Origin of the sequence: Sphingobium sp. WCS2017Hpa-17 (assembly GCF_031843765.1) — a bacterium.
GTDB lineage: Bacteria > Pseudomonadota > Alphaproteobacteria > Sphingomonadales > Sphingomonadaceae > Sphingobium.
Genome location: NZ_JAVTIV010000030.1, coordinates 15,314 through 36,236 on the forward strand (window position 1 = coordinate 15,314; position 20,923 = coordinate 36,236).

11 protein-coding genes and 1 pseudogene are annotated in these 20,923 nt (G+C 60.3%); 3 read left to right on the plus strand and 9 right to left on the minus strand.

Features of this window, described 5'->3' with window-relative positions; translation table 11 throughout:
* The 6 genes from RQH62_RS22730 to RQH62_RS22755 all read right to left on the minus strand — a co-directional run bounded on the left by RQH62_RS22730 (nucleotide 1) and on the right by RQH62_RS22755 (nucleotide 10,936).
* Nucleotides 1–2,256, minus strand: coding sequence for a glycoside hydrolase family 127 protein (locus RQH62_RS22730; protein ID WP_311270928.1), 2,256 nt, complete (start codon nucleotides 2,254–2,256; stop codon nucleotides 1–3).
* 85 nt (nucleotides 2,257–2,341) lie between these two features.
* Nucleotides 2,342–4,255, minus strand: coding sequence for an NPCBM/NEW2 domain-containing protein (locus tag RQH62_RS22735; protein ID WP_311270929.1), 1,914 nt, complete (start codon nucleotides 4,253–4,255; stop codon nucleotides 2,342–2,344).
* Nucleotides 4,252–6,594, minus strand: a complete 2,343-nt coding sequence (locus RQH62_RS22740) for a glycoside hydrolase family 95 protein (protein WP_311270930.1) — start codon at nucleotides 6,592–6,594, stop codon at nucleotides 4,252–4,254. Before RQH62_RS22740 ends, RQH62_RS22735 begins: the two co-directional genes overlap by 4 nt.
* Complete coding sequence (locus RQH62_RS22745) at nucleotides 6,591–8,165, minus strand: glycoside hydrolase 43 family protein (RefSeq protein ID WP_311270931.1); 1,575 nt, start codon at nucleotides 8,163–8,165, stop codon at nucleotides 6,591–6,593. The genes RQH62_RS22740 and RQH62_RS22745 overlap by 4 nt, the downstream gene beginning before the upstream one ends.
* A gap of 11 nt (nucleotides 8,166–8,176) precedes the next feature.
* Nucleotides 8,177–9,847, minus strand: a complete 1,671-nt coding sequence (locus RQH62_RS22750) for a glycoside hydrolase family 43 protein (protein WP_311270932.1) — start codon at nucleotides 9,845–9,847, stop codon at nucleotides 8,177–8,179.
* Between the two features lie 99 nt (nucleotides 9,848–9,946).
* A complete protein-coding gene (locus tag RQH62_RS22755) occupies nucleotides 9,947–10,936 on the minus strand; it encodes a glycoside hydrolase family 43 protein (protein ID WP_311270933.1) in 990 nt (329 codons plus the stop codon).
* Between the two features lie 173 nt (nucleotides 10,937–11,109).
* On the opposite strand from RQH62_RS22755, the gene RQH62_RS22760 reads away from it, so the two are divergent.
* Nucleotides 11,110–12,156, plus strand: coding sequence for a LacI family DNA-binding transcriptional regulator (locus RQH62_RS22760; RefSeq protein ID WP_311270934.1), 1,047 nt, complete (start codon nucleotides 11,110–11,112; stop codon nucleotides 12,154–12,156).
* On the opposite strand, the gene RQH62_RS22765 is transcribed toward RQH62_RS22760, so the two are convergent.
* Nucleotides 12,141–13,751, minus strand: coding sequence for a glycoside hydrolase family 43 protein (locus RQH62_RS22765; protein ID WP_311270935.1), 1,611 nt, complete (start codon nucleotides 13,749–13,751; stop codon nucleotides 12,141–12,143). The genes RQH62_RS22760 and RQH62_RS22765 overlap by 16 nt on opposite strands.
* Entirely contained in the window at nucleotides 13,748–14,995 is a 1,248-nt protein-coding gene (locus RQH62_RS22770; RefSeq protein WP_311270936.1) for an MFS transporter, read from the minus strand. The genes RQH62_RS22765 and RQH62_RS22770 overlap by 4 nt, the downstream gene beginning before the upstream one ends.
* 296 nt (nucleotides 14,996–15,291) lie before the next feature.
* Between RQH62_RS22770 and RQH62_RS22775 the strand changes: the two genes are divergently transcribed.
* Nucleotides 15,292–18,237, plus strand: a complete 2,946-nt coding sequence (locus tag RQH62_RS22775; protein WP_311270937.1) for a TonB-dependent receptor domain-containing protein — start codon at nucleotides 15,292–15,294, stop codon at nucleotides 18,235–18,237.
* A gap of 443 nt (nucleotides 18,238–18,680) precedes the next feature.
* Complete coding sequence (locus RQH62_RS22780; protein WP_311270938.1) at nucleotides 18,681–20,762, plus strand: right-handed parallel beta-helix repeat-containing protein; 2,082 nt, start codon at nucleotides 18,681–18,683, stop codon at nucleotides 20,760–20,762.
* 50 nt (nucleotides 20,763–20,812) lie between these two features.
* Here the strand turns inward: RQH62_RS22780 and RQH62_RS22785 are convergent.
* Nucleotides 20,813–20,923, minus strand: a pseudogene (locus RQH62_RS22785) (IS630 family transposase); the annotation flags it as partial.

Sequence of the window (20,923 nt, forward strand, 5' to 3'; positions counted from 1 at the left end):
TCAGTGCGCCTCCAGGGTTCGCACGCCATAGACGGTGCTTTTGCCCTTGAGGCCGGTGAGCGTGACGGTGGACTGAGCAGCCTGTGTCGGCGCGAGTGGATAGTCGATCAGCAGCCATTCATTCTGTTTGCGCTGTTCGCGTCGTTCGATGGCGACTTCATGACCATCCACTACGATACGCATTTCACCGCCAGTGTCGTTGCCCCAATAGGTGATCTGGAGTGTGGCAGGGCCGCGGCGGCGCTGCATGATGAAACTGGCCTGCGCACCTTGCGGCAGGGAACGGTTCTTCTTCCCATAGAATTCGGCGCTCTGCCCGCCTGTGGCGGTCAGGCCATGATCCCGTTCGGGCTGCATTTCGCCAATATGAAAAATATCGATGGTGCGACGCGCAAGGTCGACGCGGGTAGCCTCCGCTGCGAGATAGGTCGTGCGTTCGCTCTGCCAGCTTTGCGGGGTGAAGGTGCGGAAATAGATGGCGGTGCGGCGGTCGTAGAGAGGGTAGAAGGGGACGATGTCATGCCGCTGGCCCAGCACGTCAGTTGCGCGATAATGATGCGGGCGATCTGCAAGGGCAGTCAGCGCACTCGCCGCTTCATCCTGGATCAGCAAAGCAGGGGCGGGACCATCGAAGCGTTGATCCGCCGGGGCGAGATCGGCGGCGAGGACCAGAGGGCCGCTCAGATAGGCGTAGGTTTCGGCTGCACCGGGCAAAGGTTCCGATCGCAACGTCATCGGGATGGAAAGGGTGATGTGATCGCCTGCGCGCCAGCGGCGATCGATGCGCCAATAGCCGTCCTGCGGTTGCGCAGCGTGCGGGCGGTCGTTGAGCATGATGGTGGCCCCGTCGGCCCAGACAGGGCGACGAATGGCCAGGGCCGTTGCGCGGCGAGGGGCGTGGGTGACGGTGACCGTCACCTGGCCGTCCTGCGGATAGCGCGTGTCCATGTCCAGCTTCAGTCCGTCAGGCAGGTCCAGCGTCGAAGGGATGAAGAGGTTGACGAATAGCGTCGAGCCATCGCGCCAGTAAATGGAATCGGCATGTTTGGCATGGCTTTCCATACCGGAACCGACGCAGCACCAGAAACTGTCTTCCGGCGTGGAATAGTCGCGCTTAGCCCCGGCCTCCATCGGCATGAAATAGACGAACTGACCTGTGTCGGGCCACTGATGGGCGAGCATATGATTGATCTGTATCCGTTCATACAGATCGAACCAGTCTGCGCTGGGCGACCAGCCGTAAAGATGGCGCGTGAGCTTGAGCATATTATAGCTGTTGCACGCTTCGCAGGTGGCGGTGGTCAGCTGTTCGCCTTGGCGATCCGGCTGACCGAAATGTTCGCGTTCCGAATTGCCGCCGATGACATAGCTGTGATGGCCGGTGACAGTGGCGTGGAAGAAACGCGCGGCGTTGGCGTCGGCCATGTCGCCGCCGACCTCGTGCAGGCGCGCAAGGCCGATGATTTTGGGGATTTGTGTATTGGCGTGCAGACCCGCCAGCCCGTCTTCGCCACGCACCAGAGGATCGACAACCGCATGGTGGCGCAGTCGCCGGGCGACGTCGAGCCAGCGGGCGGTGCCGGTCAACGCATACAGATCTGCGTAGCTTTCCAATATGCCGCCATGTTCGACCGACAGGATTTTCTGGAGCTGATCGTCGCTCAACCCCTCGATCACGGTTGCGAAATAGTCACCGATCCCGACAGCGATCGGCAATGCTGGCATTCGACCTGCCAGTTGATAGGCGTCGATCAGACCGGCCAGAATCTTGTGCAGGGCATAGATTGGCACCCAGGCACCATTTAATTCCCAGGTGACGCGAATGTCGCCGCGACGAATTTCCTCGAATACGGTCTTGCCCGGCACCGACTGGCCCTCGCGCATCACGGTCATGCCACCCAGATAGCCGTCTTTCTCCGTCGCCTGAATGTGCTGCATGGACGTCAATGTCCGATCTAGCACTGCTGTAAGATCCGGATCGCCGCTGTTGGCGATGGTCAACGATACAGCCGACATCCAGTGGCCCATCGTGTGGCCAGCGATGCTCTCGCTCTCCCATCCGCGATAAACCGGTGCGGGTGCTTCCAGCCCAGCTGACAGGTAGAAATTATGGAGTAATCGTTGCGGGTCCAGCGAGAGAAGATAGCGCCGATTGGCCGCCATCGCATCGGCGTAAGGCGATGGCTTGAGCGTCACATGGCGACTGGGGACCGGTTCAGCGCGTTGTGACCTGCGCGTTGCCGCTGCCCGCAGCATGGCAGGCGAAAGCGGGAAAAGCAGACTGGCTGAAGCAAGCAAAGTCCGGCGGGCAAGGCAGTGACGCATGATAAAGTCTTTCCTGTCAGCGGCGCAGTGCGGCGTCGCCCCATGTTACGGGTACCGCGTTTTTCGTCACGCCGTCTGCACGGGCCACCAATTCGATGATGGCAACACCCTTGACGTCTGCCTCCAGCGGCCGGGCAGGTGCGCCGCGCCGCAGCGGTGGCGTGCTGACGATCGCCTTGCCGTCGCCATAGAGGAAGAAGCGAACCGGCTGGTCGCCGTCTAATGCACTGTCGTCCACGCCAACCGATGCAGTGAAGCGGGCAAAGCCCTTGTTGCGCACCTCCAGTCGAGAATTGGCGAGGATGCCAACGCCTGAAGAGAAGGTCCGGCCTGCAACGACTAGCGCCTGATTATAAGGGGTCGCATCAGCCATTGCGCCGCCCCACCCGGCATATAGAGGGCGCTCGCCAATGCCGCGTGTGCCGCGCCAGCCGGGAATCGAACGATAGATGCTGGGGTCGGGTTCAGGCTGCGTGACCCCGTCTACGGCGGGGTTAACAGCGCCGGGCTGTTCCGACAGATAGAGGCCGTCGGCCAAAACATGATCGCCATTCGCGCGGAATACCAGTGTTTCCCGCGGCTGGACCCGCAGTTTCATCTCTTTGGTAAAGTCGCTTTTTGCGCCGGTCCACAGATCGGACAGGGCGACGGGTCGGTCGGCGCGAAATTTCAGATGATCGGCGGTCAATACGGCGTCCACGGGCGCTAGTCCGCGATTGAACAGCGCGACGGCCTTGTCGCCATTGGCCAGCGTCTTGACGAGAATCTGGAACCCATCGCTGTCGAAGGCGACGGTCGCTTGATTGCCGGCAGCGTCCTGATTGAGCGCGATCAATTCGGTATTGCCGAAAATATCAAGCAGAGGCTGGGGCGTGGCGCGCAGATCCGCGCCGATCAGCAGAGGCGCGTTCATCATCGCCCAGAGTGCGAAATGCGACCGCGCCTCGGTCAGATGGTCCGCATCGAAATCGCCCTTGCCGATGAACAGCATGTCGGGATCGTTCCAGCTGCCCGGATGCGCGTAGAACGCGCGGCGCACGGCGCTGTCGTAGTTGGTCAGCATTCGTCCCCAGTCGGGAGAGATATCGTCGCTGGTGCGTGAGATACTGCCTACATCCTTGCCCCAGGAGCGGACGTCGGCGCTGCCCCAGATGCAGAGCGAGAGCATGTAGTCGCCGTCAGGATTATATCTGGAGAGCGACTGATTAATGTCAGCAAAGAGCGCTTTGACGGCCGGAATATCCGAACGGGTGATACTGTGCTGGTCGATGAGGGGGGGAAGCGCGCGGAACTTGCCGTTGCGGACGCGCTCCGCATCGGCGGCAAAGGCGCGGATGCCGCAGCCGTCCACCTTGATCGCGTCGAAGCCCCAATCCGCGAAATAGAGACGGATGTCCTGATCGCTATGTCCGTACAGGCCGACTTCCCGCTCGGCCACCGTGCCTTCGGGCAATTGCGCCGGACCATCGGAATAGGCCTGCGAGCAACTGTTGCGGCCAAGGTCGGAATAGATGCCGGCCTTCAAACCCATGGCGTGGAGCTTGTCGGTCAGGGGACGAAATGAAGGGTCCCCCTTTACGGTCCGGGACGAAGGAAATTTGTCGGCGCGGATGATCAGCTTGTTGTCGCTTGTGCGGCGTTTCAGCCACCAGCCATCGTCTATGTTGATGAAGCGATAGCCCTTCTCGGCAAGGCCCGTATCCCTGATCCGCTGGGCGGACCCAAGCAGTTTTTCTTCGTCAATCTCAGTGAAAAAGGCGTTCCAGCTGTTCCAGCCCATCGGTGGCAGCTGCGCGCTGCCGACCTGATACGCGCTCCAGCGACCGGTCGGAGCCAGCGGATCGGCCTCAGTCGAGGGCATGGTTTGCGCCCAGAGATTTGTGCTGATGCACAGAGCGATCACAGGCAGGATATAATGGCGCAGAGTCATATGAAATCCTTGGGTGTCAGAGAAACCGGCATACCTGCCTTGAGCGCTAGCTTGCGGCGTTTTCCACCAAGACGGACGGTGCGTGTCTCAGAAAGTTCGGGCTGCAGGACGGCCTGGTCCAGACAGCCGTCCCGCCAGTGAAGGTCGACGCTGCACCGACCCCGCGCGCGTAGGCCGGTGACGCTACCGGTCGGCCAAGCCTTGGGCAGCGCGGGGAGCAGGTCGATGATGTCGCCATAGCTGCCCATCAGCATTTCCACGATGCCCGCCGCGCCACCGAAGTTGCCGTCGATCTGGAACGGCGGATGGGCGTCGAACATGTTGGGATAGGTACGCTCAGGGCCAAGCAGGAAACGCAGGATATCATGGGCGTGATCCCCGTCCCTCAGCCGCACCCACAGGTTGATGCGCCAGGCGGTTGCCCAGCCAGTGGCCCGATCGCCCCGGATCTCCAACGTGCGGCGCGCGGCGGCTGCAAGAGCGGGGGTGTCATCGGGTGTGATCTGGCGCGAGGGATGCAGCCCGTAGAGGTGGGACACATGACGGTGATTCTGCTCGGGCGCGTCCGCGTCCCAATCCTGCTGCCATTCCTGAAGCTGGCCTTGGTGCCCGATCTTGTAAGGCGCGAGTTTGTCGCGCGCGGCGCGCAGTTCGGCGATCAGGGTGGTGTCGACCTTCAAGATGGTCGCGGCCTCGATCGTCTGGGTGAAGAGATCATGTAAAATACCCATGTCCATTGTTGGACCGGCACAAATCGTGCCGCCATGCCCATGTGGGTTTTCAGGGCTCATCGATGGATTGGTGACGAGAAAACCGGTTGTCGGATCGCGCTGGAGCGTATCAAGGAAGAAACGCGCGGCCCCGGCCATGAGGGGATATACTGACTTAAGGTAGGCTAGTTCGCGACCATAATCATAATGGTCCCACAAATGCGTACAAAGCCATGCGCCGCCGGTTGGCCAAAGGCCGAATTGTGCGCCGTCGATCGGCGCGCTGGCGCGCCACAAGTCCGTATTGTGATGTGCGACCCAGCCGCGGGCCCCATACATGGTGCGGGCGGTGCGTTCGCCTGTGATGGCCAGTTCGCGCACCATATCCACCAAGGGCATGACACATTCGCTCAGTGCCGTCGGCTCGGCCGGCCAATAATTCATCTGCGTGTTGATGTTAATGGTATATTTGGAACCCCAAGGCGGATTGAGGCTGTCGTTCCAGAGACCCTGTAAATTGGCGGGCTGACCGCCGGGGCGTGACGCGCAGATCATCAGGTAGCGGGCAAAATCGAAATAAAGGGCCGCAAGCGCAGGATCGTCGCTGGTCTGGGAGGTTGCGATGCGCTGATCGGTGGGCAGTTGCGCAGCCGCCGTGGTACCCAGATTAAGGGCTACGCGGCGGAACAGACGCTGATGCGCGGCGGCGGTATCGGCAGCAATGCGCGCGAAGGTGCGCCCCTCGACCCTAGCGAGCGTCGCGCCGGTCGCTGCGATCGTATCGCCGCCGACATCATCGAAGCGCCGGTGGCTGGTCGTCATGGCGATATACAAAGTGATGGCTTTGGCGTTGCGGATGTTGAGGCGGCCGCCGTCAGCCTGGGCGGTGGTGCCGCCTTCCACCTCAGCCGTCAGGCGGGCAGCGAAACGGAGATTACCCTCCAGCCCCTTGGAAGCGCAGTTGCGGCCGGTAAGGAGCAGACCGACAGGACCGTCTGCGACGACCTGAACTCCACGCTGGGGGGATCGGAGAGTAATATCGACATCAAGTCCATTCTTGCCGTCGGCAGTCAGGCGGACGGCGATGATCTGGTCCGCCGGGGAAGCGATGACCTGACGGACATGAGTGACACCGTCGTTCGCCTCGAACCGGGTGGTCGCCATTGCCTTGTCGAGATCGAGATCGCGGCGATAGGCGCTGGCGTCGCCCAGGCCAGGGAAATCGAGGATCAGGTCGCCCAGTGTCTGATAGGGCATTTGGGTCAACGGTCTGGCCATCAACGTCTGGTTGGCGAGCGCTTCGGCCTCAGCGATCCTGCCCGCGAAGATCAGCTCGCGCACCTTGGGTAGCATGGTCAGCGCCTGTGGATTCACCGGATCATAGGGCTGTCCCGCCCAGAGCGTGCTTTCGTTGAGCTGCAACCTTTCCTGGCTTATGCCGCCAAACACCATCGCTCCCAGGCGTCCGTTGCCGATGGGCAACGCCTGGGTCCATTCGGTAGCGGGCTGGCGATACCATAAAGCGAGTGGAGGGTGCGGGTCGGGTACTGCGCCAGCCGGTCGGACTGCCGCCATGGCAGCCGTCCCAGCCGCCATGGCGGCCATGGTTTCTCGACGGCTGAACGTCATGGTCGTGCGCCGACGGAAAGAGGCGCGAGCGTGAAACTGTCGATATCGAGATAGCCGCCAGCGGGAGTAGGATTGTAGCAGGATAGCGCGATTTGCTGGCCCTGGAAGGTGCCGGTGCGCCAGTCGAAAGCGAGCGGGAAGGCATCGCCGACATCCTGCCACAGGCGGTTGTCGAGGCTGTATCCGACACGGCCCTGCTTTGTATCGAAATCCATATCGGTGCGCAGCCAGAGGGTGCGACCAGTAACGGGAATGGCGGGAACTCGGACGTCCGTGCGGGGACCATCCTTCGTGCTTTCGGTCAGCTGCATCCGCAGCGATCGCTCCCCCTGTTGGTCGCCGACGATCGCAAGCTGGGCACTATATTTGCCAAAACTGCCGAGGCCGCAGACATCGCCTGTCTTGATGCCGGCGGTATCGATTTTCGCGATGGCACGCATCTTTGGCCCTTGCGCCTTTTGCGTCAGCGTGTTGCGTGCGGTCCAGATACCGTCTGCCTGGGTTGCATGAAGCCGCAGGAAGCCGGGGCGCTGCGTCAATGACCATTTGCTGTCGTCGGGATTATGGTTCCACTGCCATTGCACGCCTAGTTTCCGGAACGAAAAATCGTCCGATGAAAGCGGCTCTGCGAAAGCATGGCCCGAAATCGGCTTGGGCGACCGGTCGGGCACGATGTCGGGCTTGTCCGGCGTGCCCCACCAGGGCCAGTCATCCTCCCAGAAGATCGGGCTGATATTGGTCATGCGGCCGACAGCGCCCGCATCCACCATGACGAAGCCGTACCAGCTGCCGTCCGGCATATCGACCATCGCGCCCTGATGGCCGCCGGTTCTGTCGTCGATCGACGGCTTGGTCTCCCACGGCCCCCAAAGGCTGCGCGATCGCGATATGGTCATCGCCAGCTTGGACGGGATGGCATTGAACAGATAATAATAGCCATTGTGGCGGATGATCTTCGATCCTTCGGCGCCCTTGTTGTAATAGGCGACTCTCGCGGCGGTGACGGCGGAAAGATCGTTATTGAGGGTCAGCAGCGTGACCGTGCCGTCGGTGCCGACCGACGTGCCCAGATAGGCGGTCCCGTCCACGTCGATGAAGAGGGCGGGATCGAAGGCCTCACGATCCAGTTCCTTGTAAGTCCAGGGACCGTCGATCCTGGCCGACCGGTAGATGCGCGTCTTGTGCCCGACAGGGGTGACGGCGAGGTAGAACATGCCCTTGTGACGGCGCAGGCTGGCGGCATAAAAGCCGTGGCGATAGTCGCCCCCATCTTTCAGATCATAGCGCGGATCGCCGTCGAGCCGGTCGACCACATGGGTCGCGATGCGCCAGTTCACCAGATCCTTCGAATGGAGGATGGTAACGCCGGGTGCGTTGGCGAAGGTGGTGGATACGAAGTAGAAATCATCTTCGACACGAATGATGTCGGGATCGGGATAGTCAGCAAACAGCACCGGATTGCGATAGGTGCCATCGCCCTGATCGGACCGCCAGACCTGCGCGGGCAGGGCGGCGGCGATCAGGGCGGTAGCGATGGCGATGGCGAGGCCGATGGCCGCGGTGCGGATCATGCCGTCGCTCCTCAGTTGGCCGGGGTATAGTGATAGGGACCGACGATCGTGCCGACGAAGCCGCCAGCCTTCTTCGTGCTGAGCAGCGTGGCGTCGACGCCGTCCTTCAACGTCTTCACCTTGTCCCCAATGCCATAGTCGAACGCCATGGTCCCACCGGTTGCGCGAATGGTAAGGGTCACAGGGCCGCCGCTGGTGACGGGCGCGGAGGCGATCAGCGTATCGCTATCGGCCGCATCGCGAGTGTAGAGCGCGACGACCGGCTTGCCGGCGATCCGGGTGAGGCCGAAGAAAAGATTGCTCCGGTCGCTCTGTACGGCTGCAAGACCGGCACGATCGCCATTCCTGGCCGGGCTGTAGCGCAGCGTGGTGGAAAAGATGGCGTTGGCATGCTGTTGCCGCCGCCCAATGAAGGCTGGAACGCCGTTCAGGTCGCCGAGGGGGGCGCCGCTTTCCAGCGCAAGCGCCCCATCCTTGAGGTGATAGAAGGGCTTTTGTGGCGTTCGGATACCGATCCATTCCATCGGCAAGGCGTTGCCGTCAAACTCTTCGACATAGGCGAAATCACCGCTGGTGGGCAAAGCGGGCTTGGGTTGTACCGGCAGATTGGGCAGCTTGAGGGCATGGGGGATCGCCTGTCCACGCGGCAGGATGATCGGCCAGCCATTCTTCCATTCCACCGGCAGCAGGAAAGTTTCGCGCCCGATATTGTAGAAGTCGTCGGCATAAGGGCGCACGGCGAGAAATGTCGCCCACCAGTCGCCATTTTGCGTCTCGACAAGTTGGGCATGGCCTGCCGATCCGATCATGTCGGGCCGCGCGGGATCGAGATCGCGCTGGGTGAGGATCGGATTGCCTTCGAAAGCGACATAGGGGCCGCGCAACGCCTTGGATCGCAATACGACCTGCGAATGATTGACGCTCGTGCCGCCTTCGGCTGCGGTCAGATAATAATAGCCGTCCTTGCGGAAGATATGCGGCCCTTCGATCCAGACCGGTTTCTTGCTGATATCGACCCCGCCGTTGATCAGTTGCGTGCTTAGGCCGACCATCTTGCCCGCGCGCCAGTCATATTCCTGAATCCAGATGGCGCGGTGGCCGTTATAGCGGGGCGGTTCGTCCGGTGCGCGGTTGTTGACGATATAGGCCTTGTCACCTTCCCAGTAGATGGACGGATCGATTCCTTCAAAGGGCAGCCAGATGGGGTTCGACCATGGACCGGCCGGATCTTTGGCGGTGATGACGAAATTGCCCTTACATTCGACGCAGGTGTTGACGATGTAGAAGGTGCCGCCGTGATAACTGATGGCGGGCGCGAATACCGCCTGTGAAATGCGACGGCCATTGAAGTTCAGTTGTTCGGGCCGGTCTATGGCATTGCCGATCTGCGTCCAGTTGACCAGATCCTTCGATTTGAAGATCGGAAGGCCCGGATAATGGGCGAAGGATGAATTGACGAGATAATAGTCGTCGCCCACACGCGTGACCGACGGGTCGGGGTAATAGCCCGTCAGGATTGGATTGCGATATTCCCCGGCCTTGACCGCGACCTTTTCAGCCGACTGACCATCATAGGTAAATCGATCGAACTGCGCAGGCGCCGCATCGGCGGGCGCGGCGAACAGCGAAAGAGACAGTATGGATGGTATGAGCGCAGACAGGCGCAAGGTCGGGTAGGTCATGCTGTATCTCTCCTTCAACTGCCGCGCTGCGCCGCGCCGGCTATATTTTTGCGATAGCGCTACCATTACCTGGCTGCGATGTTCAGTGGCGGAATTTTCCTATTTTCCCGGATTGTGGGCGGAAATGCCCGCATCGGTCTGCACGACCGGCTTCATGGTGCCGTCGCGATTATATTCCAGGCGCTCGACGGTCACTGCACGCCGTCCGATCGCGCCGTTCAGATCGCCGATGGCCAGCGCGGCATTATGCAGGAAGATATACCATTGCTTCTTGAACTCGGTGATGCCGGCGTGAATGGTGAAGCTATATTTGCCCGATCCGGTGAGTTCCCCGCGATAGGTCCAGGGGCCATCGAGCGATGTCGCCGTGGCATAGGAAATACGCTCGTCGCGATGGGTCGCGCGGTCGAGCGAGGCATAGGTCAGATAGTAAAGCTTGCCCCGCTTGTGGAGCCAGGGGCCTTCCTCGAAATGCGGCGGCGTGATTTCCCGTATCGGTCCATCGATCTCGATCATGTTGGGCTTCAGCTTTGCGATATAGCATTGGCGATTGCCCCAGGCGACCCAGGTCACCCCGTCATCGTCGGTGAAGACGGTGGGGTCGATATCTTCCCAGCTATGCGTGCCTTTCGGCGTCATCTGGTTGGTGATGAGCGCCGATCCCTTCGCATCGACGAAAGGGCCTGTCGGCGTGTCGGATACGGCGACCGCGATCGCCTTGCCCGGATGGCTATTGTCATGCTCGACCGCGGCATAGAACCAGTATTTACCGTTCTTCTTAATGGTCTGCGATGCCCAGGCGTCCTTCTTGGCCCATTTGAGATCCGACACGTTCATGATCGGCCCATGGTCGGTCCAATGTTTCATATCGGTGGTCGAATAGACGAGCCATTCGCGCATGTTGAACATCTCGTCGCGCTGCGCCTCGTCATGGCCGACGTAGAGATAGAGGCGGTTTCCATCCACCATGGGCGCGGGATCTGCGGTGAACTTGTCACGGATGATGGGATTGGCGCCGGCCACGTCTTGCGACAGAGCGGGCGCCGCCATGGTGGCGAGGAAAAGAAAGGGAAGGAGCGACCGGCGCATGAAGATGGTCCTTATGATGAAAGTCAGTCGAGGATGATCGTCGAAGATCATCATTTGCCGTGCCCGGCACCCAGCATCGACAGGCGCCGACGCAAAACCCGCAATTGCCGCTTTGCTGATGCCCTTCCATGTCTTAGGTCGATTGATCGCATTTCGAGAGCGTAAGGGAATTTATGGCACGATCGCAGCAAATGGGGCGTGGCGCGACCGTAGTGGATGTTGCGAAACGTGCCGGGGTATCGTCGATGACGGTATCGCGCGTGATCAACGGACGGTCGGGCGTGAGTGCGGAGACGCGCGCCGTTGTCGAGGAGGCGATCAAGGCTCTCGCCTACACACCTAATGTCGCAGCGCGCAATCTGGTCAACTCGACGGAATTGCGGATCGGCATCATCTATTCCAATGCGAACGCCGCCTTCATGAGCGAGTTCCTGACCGGGGTTTTCGAAGAAGCGTCGTCGCGTGGCGCGCGGTTGATTTTGTTGAAAGGGGAAGGCGGGCGTGCCCCCGCTGTGGAAGCCATCGAAGAGTTGGTCGCGTCCGGGTTGAGCGGCGCTTTGCTGGCGCCGCCGTTGGGTGAGGCGCCTGATGTGCTGCGGGTTTTGCGCGACGCGGGATGCGCGATGGCGGCTGTTGGGGCCTATCAATCCCCCGGGAAGATTTGCGTGCGGATCGATGATCGCGCGGCATCCTACCAGATGACACGCCTGCTCCTTGATCTGGGGCATAGGCAGCTGGGATTCATATTGGGCAACCCCGATCAGGCCGCGAGCGCTGAACGGATGGCCGGTTTCTACGCGGCGATCCGTGAAACGGGCGGGGTGGAGGTTCAGGTGGTGCAAGGCGACTTCACCTATGTGTCCGGGCTGGCGGCTGCCGAACATTTGTTGGCGATGCCCAGCCGACCCACTGCGATCTTCGCGAGCAATGACGATATGGCGGCTGCCGTGGTGTCCGTGGCACACCGGCGCCATCTGGATGTGCCGGCCGAACTGACGGTGGCGGGTTTCGACGACACGACGGCGGCGCATACGCTGTGGCCCCCGCTGACCACGGTGCATCAGCCCGTGCGCGAATTGGCCGCTGAAGCACTGAGCCTGCTGATTGCCGAAATCGCAGCGGAAAAGGGCCATTCGCGGGTTCCCCGCGAAACCATACTCGATCACAGGATCGTGGAACGTCAGTCGACCGGATCGCATGTGCCCTATTCGCCTTCATAGATGAACCAGCTGAAATCGGCGGGCATCGCCGTGCCGGACAAATCCTGACAGGCCATGCCGACGAAGGTGCCGGTGAAGTTGGGGAGGCCGGGGCACGTCACTTCGTCCGAGAGGATCGTTGCATCCAGCCTTTGAGGCAAGATGTGCCAATTGGCGTCACCTTCGGCGCGCCAGCTGAAGATCAGGGCATCGCCGTCGACATCCGCTCTCAATTCGATCGGCCCGTCGGGCAGTCGATCGACCGTCTCCATCGTGACGCCTTCCGCCAGAAGCGGCGATGCGATCATCAACTGCAATTCGCGTGCCTCGCCTTCCACGCTGATATTGAGATAATAATATTTCGTGCTGTTATAATAGAGAATGAGCCCCGCGGCCTGCTGGAAGCAACGCGGCGAAAAATCGACGCAGGTTGTCGCTGTGAAGCGTCTATGTTCCAGCCGCCGGGCGACAAGCGCCTGCTCGAAATGGCTCCCTACGGTTTCCCGCCCGTACAGTCGCAGGAAGCCGGGCCGTTCGGACAGGCTGAAGAGGCGTTCTTGCAAGGGAGTACGCAGCCATTGAAATTCCAAGGGCAGGAGATCCCGATCGAAACGGCCATCCCAATCGTCCTGCGGCCAGGGCATGGATGGCAGGTCAGGCGCTTGTGGCGTTTCGACCGGCCGCGCGTCGCCGTCCAATGTGCGCAGCCACCCATCGTCATGCCATCGCATCGGTTGTATCGCCGTTTCGCGCCCTAGAATGCAGCGCTCCTTCCCCGGAACGGGGCGGCCGCATAAATAGGCGAGCCAGGGCGATCCATCCTTCAGTTCGACCAGATCGCCATGCCCGGCGCGCGTAATGGGGCCTTCACGGCGCCCCGCCGCCGTCAGTACCGGGCCATCGGGATGCACGTCATATGGCCCCAGCAAATCGCGTGAGCGAGCCATGACTACGGCATGGTCCCATCCGGTCCCCCCTTCGGCGACCAGCAGATGATACCATCCGTCCCGCTTGTAGATGTGCGGACCTTCGGTGAAGCCCAGATCGGTTCCCTTGAAAATCAGATGGGGTTCGCCGACAAGGGCCTGAGCGGTGCGATCAAATTGCTGGATCTGAATGCCCGCGAACCGGCCCCGGCCGGGCCGATGATCCCATAGCATGTTCAGCATCCAGCTTCGGCCGTCGTCATCGTGGAACAGGGCGGGATCGAAGCCGCTGCTGTTGAGGTGAACAGCCTCCGACCAATTGCCGTCGATCTGGTCGCAATGCACGACATAGTTGGGAAAGTCCCGCAAGGACGCGCCTTTGGCGCCATTGACGGTCGTCACGCCATATCGTTTGACGTCCGTGAATATGAGCCAGAAGCGTCCATCTGCATAGCTAAGGTCGGGCGCCCAGACTCCGCAGGAATCAGGCGCGCCACGCATGTCCAATTGCGTCGTTCGCGCCAGTGGTCGTGCGACGAGCCGCCAGTGCTTGAGATCGCGGCTATGGTGAATCTGCACGCCGGGATACCATTCGAAGGTCGATGTAGCGATGTAGAAATCATCGCCGACCCGCAGGATGGACGGATCGGGATTGAAGCCTGGAAGTATCGGATTTGAGATGATGTTCATGCGGGTTTACGCACCAATATCCACAGGAGAAGGGCGCCCAGCAGGTCAAGGACGCCAAGGATGATGAAGAATGGCTCATAGCCGACCTGATCGACCATCTGACCCAGGAGCAGGGTGAAGACGAGCACGCCAAGATTGCCTGCAAGGCCGGCCAAGCCTGCCGCAGTGGCCACGATGTTGCGAGGAAACAGGTCAGAGGCCATCGTGATGACGGTGACGGACAGCGTTTGATGCGCAAACCCGCCCAGGCAAAGCAAGGCGATCGCCACATAGGGGTTCGTCGCCATGCCGACAAAGGCCATGCCCGTCATCATCGCCGCGCCCAGCGTAAACGTCCAGCGGCGTGCGTCGATCAGATCGACATTGCGCCGTTGCAGGAAGGTGACGACGGCCGGACCGAAAAGACATCCAAGGTCCGCGGCAAGAAAGGGCAGCCAGGCGAAAAGGGCAATCTGGGTCAGATCGAAACCGCGAACGCGCGCGAGATAGAGCGGCATCCAGAATGACAACATGCCCCATACAGGGTCGGCAAGCATCCTGGGCAGGGCGATCCCCCAAAGGTCGCGCCTGCGTAGAAGACTCATGATGGAGGCGCGGGTCGCTTGCGGCGCAAGCCGTGCTTCTTGCCCACTGGCAATATAATCGCGCTCCTGATCGGTCAGGCGGGGGTGTCGCGACGGGCTGTTATAATAGAATAGCCAGAGCAATGCCCAGCCAAGACCGATGGCGCCCGCTATCACGAATGCCAGGCGCCAACTGTGCATCATTACGGCCCATGCCACCAATGGTGGGGCAAAGACTGCGCCGAACGATGCGCCGATATTGTACACGCCGCCTGCAAGGCCGCGCTCCTTGGACGGAAACCATTCCGCCACCAGCTTTTGCCCGGCAGGTTGCGCGGACCCTTCGGCAAGCCCCAACAGGCCGCGCAGCGCGGCAAATCCGAACCACCCGTTTACGAACCCATGGGCCATCGTGATAAGCGACCAGGCGGCAACGCAAATGCCAAAACCGATGCGCAGCCCGACGCTGTCGAGAAAATAGCCCGCGACCGGCTGAAGCATCACGCCAAGCTGAAAGGCGCTCGTAATCCAGCCATATTCGATGCTGTTTATCGATTGTTCCGTCAAAATGATCGGCGCTGCGACCCCCAGCACGGAGCGCGAAAGATAGTTGATGACCATCGCACCGACGAAAAGGCCGATGATGGTCCATCTTATTTTTCCCATGCGAAAAATCGTCATCACCATGACATGATAACGTTAACAGAAAAATTGCGACGAAGCGCATCCTGGCACGATCGGCTCACATCTGCATGAGCATATTGCTCTGATGTGTAAAATAATGTCGGCCGTCTCAAAGCGTGAAATCCTCATCCTCTCCGTCTTGTCTGACTATTGACAACAATCTCGGGAGATATCAATAGGCGTTGTTAGCGCTAACTAACTTTCTGTCGAGTCTTTGACATGCTCGGCGGCGATGCGCAGTTTCGGAGGTTTACTCCGCGACAGGGATAGAAAAATCTAGGGGAGAGAGCAGTATGTCGCATTCCAATTTTCGTATCGCAAAATCCGCCATGGGGCCTGCCACCGTCAGCATGGCCGCCCTGCTGGCGTGTATGATCGCCGCGCCGGCCATGGCGCAGGATAGAGCAGGCGTGGCGGCGCCTCAAGGCGCCCAGCAATCAGCCAATGATAGCGATATCGTCGTCACAGGTTCACGCATCAAGGCAAGCGGCTACACGGCGCCCACTCCCACGACCGTGATCGATTCGGGTGCCATCGAAGCCAATGCGCAGCCCAACATCTTTACCACCATCGCGCAACTGCCGTCGCTGCAGGGGTCGAGCGGTACGGCAGTGAACACGTTCAGCACGTCGAGCGGCCAGCAGGGCTTGAGTTCCTTCTCGCTGCGAGGCGTGGGCGCCATCCGTACCCTGACCCTGCTTGATGGACAGCGGGTCGTCGGCGCGAACGTGACCGGTGTGCCTGACATTAGTCTGTTTCCGCAGCTGCTTGTGCAGCGCGTCGACGTCGTGAATGGCGGCGCATCCGCCTCCTACGGCTCGGACGCGGTCGGCGGCGTCGTCAACTTCATCACCGACACCCGGTTCAAGGGCTTCAAGGGCAATGTCCAGGGCGGCATCAGCCGATACAGCGACAATGAACAGTTTCTGGTTCAGCTGGCGGCAGGTACCAGCTTCCTCGATGATCGCGCGCATCTGGTCGTCAGTGGCGAATATGCCGATGAAAAGGGCGTCGGCGGCGGCGATTTCGGTATCGGCCTGGCCGGCGGGCGCGACTGGTTCAAGCAGACCAGCCTGATCGACCGAGGCGCGGTCAACGACGGATCGCCCCGTTTCGTCCTGCGCGACTATGCCCAGGCTTATAATTATACCAAATATGGCCTGATCACGTCCGGCCCGCTCCAGGGCACGGCATTCGATCAGAATGGCAATCCGTTCCAGTTCAACTACGGATCGGGCGGCGTGCCGGCGCGCGACGGTACCAGCAATGTGCGCAACTGTTTCCCCGGCTTCTGCCTTGGCGGCGACCTGTCGGGCAATGTCGATGCGGGGCGCACGCTTCAATCGGCGATCAAGCGGATCAATAGCTATGCTCGGCTCGGTTATGATTTCGCCGACAATGACGAACTTTATTTCACCTTCAACTTCGGCCAGGTGAAGACCCACAACACCCCGGTCGGCGGCATGAACAAGCCCGGCCTGACCATCCAGTGCGCCAATCCGTTCGTTCCGGCATCGATCAAGACCGCATGTGCGACGGCGGGCATCACCAGCTTCGGCTATGGCACGAGCAATGCTGCGCTGGGCAACACCCGCGTGGATACGGATCGTCGCCAGTATCGCGGCGTCATCGGCGCCAAGGGGGCGTTCAACCTGCTCGGTACCGAATGGTCCTATGACAATTATTTCGAGCATGGCGTTAATTTCACCGCCATCGACGTATCGAACATTCTGCTGACCAATCGTTTCAACGACGCCATCAATGCGACTACGTTGAATGGCTCGATCGTTTGCGCCAGTGCCACGGCGCGGGCGAACGGTTGCCAGCCGCTCAATATTTTCGGCGGCAATCCGTCGGCCGGCGCGCTGTCCTATATCATGCCTGAAAACGGCCCGTTCCAGCGGACGCGCCAGACGCAGGACGTGGTCAGCGTCAATTTTTCCGGTTCGCCTGTCGAACTGTGGGCCGGCCCGCTGTCGATAGCGTTCGGTGCCGAATATCGGCATGAATTCTACAAGGTCCGCGCCGACGCCTATGGCATGGGCTCCAACTTCGCGCCTAACACCGCCGACTATCCGTTCGATCCCACGCTGCTGCCGGGCGGCAACAATTGGTATGCGGGCAACTACAAGAGCGGCGGCGGCGCCTATGGCGTGAAAGAAGCCTTTTTCGAGGCCGATCTGCCGATCATCAACAGCGATGCGCTGGGCAAGGCCAACATCAACGGCGCTGTGCGCGTGACCGATTACAGCACGTCGGGCACGATCTGGGCCTGGAAGGTCGGCGGCACATGGAACCTGCCAGTCGATGGTTTCCGCCTGCGTGGCGTGACGTCGAAGGATGTGCGTGCCCCCAATCTGTCGGAACTGTTCGCAGCGCCCGTCACCACGACGCTGCCCAACTTCTTCGATCCGTTCACCGGCCGCAACGTGCTGGCGATCCAGAACAGCATCGGCAATTCCAATTTGCGGCCTGAAACCGCACGCAACACGACAGCCGGCATCGCCTTTTCCGGTGCATCCTGGTTGCCGGGCTTCAGCGCGTCGTTCGATTACTACAAGATCAAGATCAAGGACGTCATCTCCAGCCTGGGCGCCGGCGACATCGTCAACTTGTGTTTCCAGAACGTCCGGCCAGAGACGTGCAGCGCGTTCAATCTGAACAATCAGCAAGGGCCGAACTTCATCAACGTGCAGGCGTTCAACCTGGCGTCGATCGACACCAGCGGTTTCGACATCGAAGCCAGCTATCAGTGGCAGCGTCCGCTGGGCCTGCCGGGCAGCCTGACCTTGCGCGGTCTGGCGACGCATGTCCGCAAGTTCGTAACGGACTCCGGCCTGATCGGTACGATCCCGGTGGACTCGGCTGGCGCCAATCTGGGCAACACGCCCGACTGGAAGTTCCTGGCGATCCAGAGCTACGAGAATGAGAATTTCTCGTTCATGGTGCAAGAACGCTGGTTCAGCGATGGCGTGCTGGGTCATCAATATGTGGTCTGCGAGCCTGGTAGCTGCCCTGCATCGACCAACAATCATCCCACGATCGACCAGAATTTCATGCCTGGTGCCTTCTATGTGGATATTGGCGGCACCTACAATATCACGCCGCAGGTCACCGCTTACTTCAAAGTCGACAACCTGCTTGATCGTGATCCGGCCAAGTCGCCCTATTTCGTCAACCCGAACCTCTACGATGTGATCGGACGCATGTATCGGGCGGGAGTCCGCTTCAAATTCTGATGCTGACCATGCCGGGCTGACGTAATGCATGATAGACCGGCATGGTTAAGAAACTGGGGAGAGGGTTGCGTGAGGGTATTGCCCTTATGCACGGCAATAGCGGCTACCATCCTTCCGGCTGCCTTGCCGGCCCCCTCCCCCTTCTTCCTGCTCGGCGTGAACAGGGCATATCTCGACAGGGACAGTCTGAACTATTATAGGTTTGACCATGCCGAAGCAGGCTGCTGAACTTCAGGAATAACGTCGGGAATTGCGCCCGATATTGCGAGCATATCACCGCACCGATCTTCAGGGAGTTCCGTGAGGTTGGTTCCATCCTGAAGGTTGCTGACAAGACAACGCCGCCAGCGCCCTTAAGCTGGCACGTAATCGCGGCCATCCAGCCGTAACGATTCAACGGAAGACAAAGGTTAAACGGGGTGAACTAGATGCGATGGTCAAGCATGGGCGCCGTTATTGCCATCTGGTCCCTGCCGACATTGGCGCAATTGCCGCCGATGCCGAATATTCCGCCGGTTGCCGCACGTGATCGACCGGCTGGCGAACATTTGAAGATCGTCATTCCTAACCGGCCTGCCCCCGTTCCGCTGGTTCTGCATGTTTCTCCAAAAGGATCTGATGACGGAGACGGATCGGCCGCCAGACCCTTCGCCTCGCTGATACGAGCGCAGCAGGCGGTGCGGAAGTTCAATCGCGACCATGATGTCACCGTGTCGCTGGCCCAAGGCGTTTACCGCTTGGCGGCGCCGCTACGTTTTAATGCCAGAGACGGGGGGCAGAATGGCTATACGGTCCGCTGGGAAGGCGCGCCGGGGCTGCGCACCTTGCTGTCCGGCGGCACCCCGGTCACTGGCTGGCGTCAGGTCGACAAGCAGCGCAATATCTGGGTAGCACATGTGCCGGTCGGAATGGATCCGCGGCAATTGAGCGTGGCGGGACGATTGGCTCGACGGGCGGACGTGGAAATTCCACGATCCGCAGTCGCCTTCCATCCATGGGGACTGGAAATCCGCGATCCCGCCTGGCGCTTTCTGGCAACCTTGCCCGATCAGGGCAGGCTGGAGGTCGAGGGGATGAGCTGGTTCACCCATCGTCATGCGATGGTGGACCATATCGACGGCGACAGGATCGTGATGCAGCAGCCTGGCTGGCATAACAATCTGGTCGGCTATGACACGATCGCGCGGCCGGTTTCGACAGAGGTCGCACGGATGTTTCTGGTGAATTCCCTGGCTTTTCTGCGTGATCCGGGCCAGTGGTTCATCGATCCCAAGGCAGGGCAGCTTTATTATAAACCGATGCCCGGCGAGGATATGAACCGGATCGAGGTCGTCCTACCGCATCTGGAGCATCTTGTCTCCATCGCAGGCACCTATGACGATCCGGTTCGGGATCTGGAGTTTCGGCGGCTCCAGTTCAGCCATACGAGTTGGCGGGGTCCGTCCGGGCCGGGTGGCTATGCCAGTCAGCAAAGCGGCGCCTATCTAGCCGACGACCTTGTTGATTATCCCGCTGATCCCGTTCGCGATTGCAGTTGGGGGTGCTGGTCGTTCGAACGGATGCGCAATCGATGGAGCCAGCAGCCAGCCGCCGTACAGGTTGCAGCGGCGCGGAGAATCTTATTTGACGAAGACAGATTTTCTCAGCTGGGGCAGATCGCGCTGGGAATCGGCAACAACCCGGACGCCAACGATAGCGGCGTCGGCTTGGGCACTTCAGCGATCGAGGTGACGAACAGCGAATTTGTCGATCTGGCCGGTGGCGCGATCATGGCGGGCGGGGTACAGCCGGATGCTCACCATCCCTCGCGCCCGGAAATGGGATTGCGGGATATCATCATCCGTAACAATCGCATCAATAGCGTGTCCCGCGACTATAAAGAACAATCGGCCATTCTGGTTACCTACGCATCCGGCACGATTATTATGAACAATGATGTTTCAGATACGCCTTATGACGGGATAGACGTGGGGTGGGGGTGGGGTGCCAATGATCCCGGCGGTAGTGCCGAATATTGGCGCAAACAGCGGGGTTATTATGATCAGCCTGGCAACATCGTCTATGACACGCCTACCACGTTGCGCGACACGGTGGTGAAAGGCAATCGGGTGGGGCGGGTAAAACAATGGTTTCCCGATGGTGGCGCCATCTATCATCTGTCGGCTGATCCAGGCGCTCTGATCGCGGAAAACTACATCTATGATGTAGCAGGCGCCGGCGGCATTGCCATCTATCTTGATGAAGGATCGCGTTACGTCACGGTACGTCACAATGTGGTCGATAAAGTAGGCGGCGTATGGCTGAACCTCAACACGCAATCCCATGTCGCACCCAGGCGCACTGCGCTGGACAATGTCGCAACGCACAACTGGTATAATAGCGGCAAGCTTGACGGTGAATGGAGCGACTATCTCAACAACCGAACGTCGGATAATATCGTCGTGATCGGCAGCCAATGGCCAGTCGAGGCCCGGCGAGTGATCGACGCGAGTGGCGTCGAGAAGGTCACATCGCGCCGTCCGTGAGGAGGGCGTGTCGGTGATGCCCGAAGATCATGGCTTAGAGCGTTTTTCGATCATTCCAGATCATACCCGCACGAACTGAAGTAGTTGGCACATTCCATTGGCTGGAAGATATCGACGAGTTTGCCGATCAGGCCCCACAGTCCGCTGACGGTTCTTTCTTC

What these genes read in the sequence shown, in the direction of transcription:
- RQH62_RS22740 (WP_311270930.1), bottom strand. Translation starts at nt 6,594, where the DNA reads ATGACGTTCAGCCGTCGAGAAACCATGGCCGCCATGGCGGCTGGGACG.
- RQH62_RS22770 (WP_311270936.1), bottom strand. Translation starts at nt 14,995, where the DNA reads ATGACGATTTTTCGCATGGGAAAAATAAGATGGACCATCATCGGCCTT.
- RQH62_RS22765 (WP_311270935.1), bottom strand. Translation starts at nt 13,751, where the DNA reads ATGAACATCATCTCAAATCCGATACTTCCAGGCTTCAATCCCGATCCG.
- RQH62_RS22775 (WP_311270937.1), top strand. Translation starts at nt 15,292, where the DNA reads ATGTCGCATTCCAATTTTCGTATCGCAAAATCCGCCATGGGGCCTGCC.
- RQH62_RS22760 (WP_311270934.1), top strand. Translation starts at nt 11,110, where the DNA reads ATGGCACGATCGCAGCAAATGGGGCGTGGCGCGACCGTAGTGGATGTT.
- RQH62_RS22730 (WP_311270928.1), bottom strand. Translation starts at nt 2,256, where the DNA reads ATGCTGCGGGCAGCGGCAACGCGCAGGTCACAACGCGCTGAACCGGTC.
- RQH62_RS22780 (WP_311270938.1), top strand. Translation starts at nt 18,681, where the DNA reads ATGGGCGCCGTTATTGCCATCTGGTCCCTGCCGACATTGGCGCAATTG.
- RQH62_RS22750 (WP_311270932.1), bottom strand. Translation starts at nt 9,847, where the DNA reads ATGACCTACCCGACCTTGCGCCTGTCTGCGCTCATACCATCCATACTG.
- RQH62_RS22755 (WP_311270933.1), bottom strand. Translation starts at nt 10,936, where the DNA reads ATGCGCCGGTCGCTCCTTCCCTTTCTTTTCCTCGCCACCATGGCGGCG.
- RQH62_RS22735 (WP_311270929.1), bottom strand. Translation starts at nt 4,255, where the DNA reads ATGACTCTGCGCCATTATATCCTGCCTGTGATCGCTCTGTGCATCAGC.
- RQH62_RS22745 (WP_311270931.1), bottom strand. Translation starts at nt 8,165, where the DNA reads ATGATCCGCACCGCGGCCATCGGCCTCGCCATCGCCATCGCTACCGCC.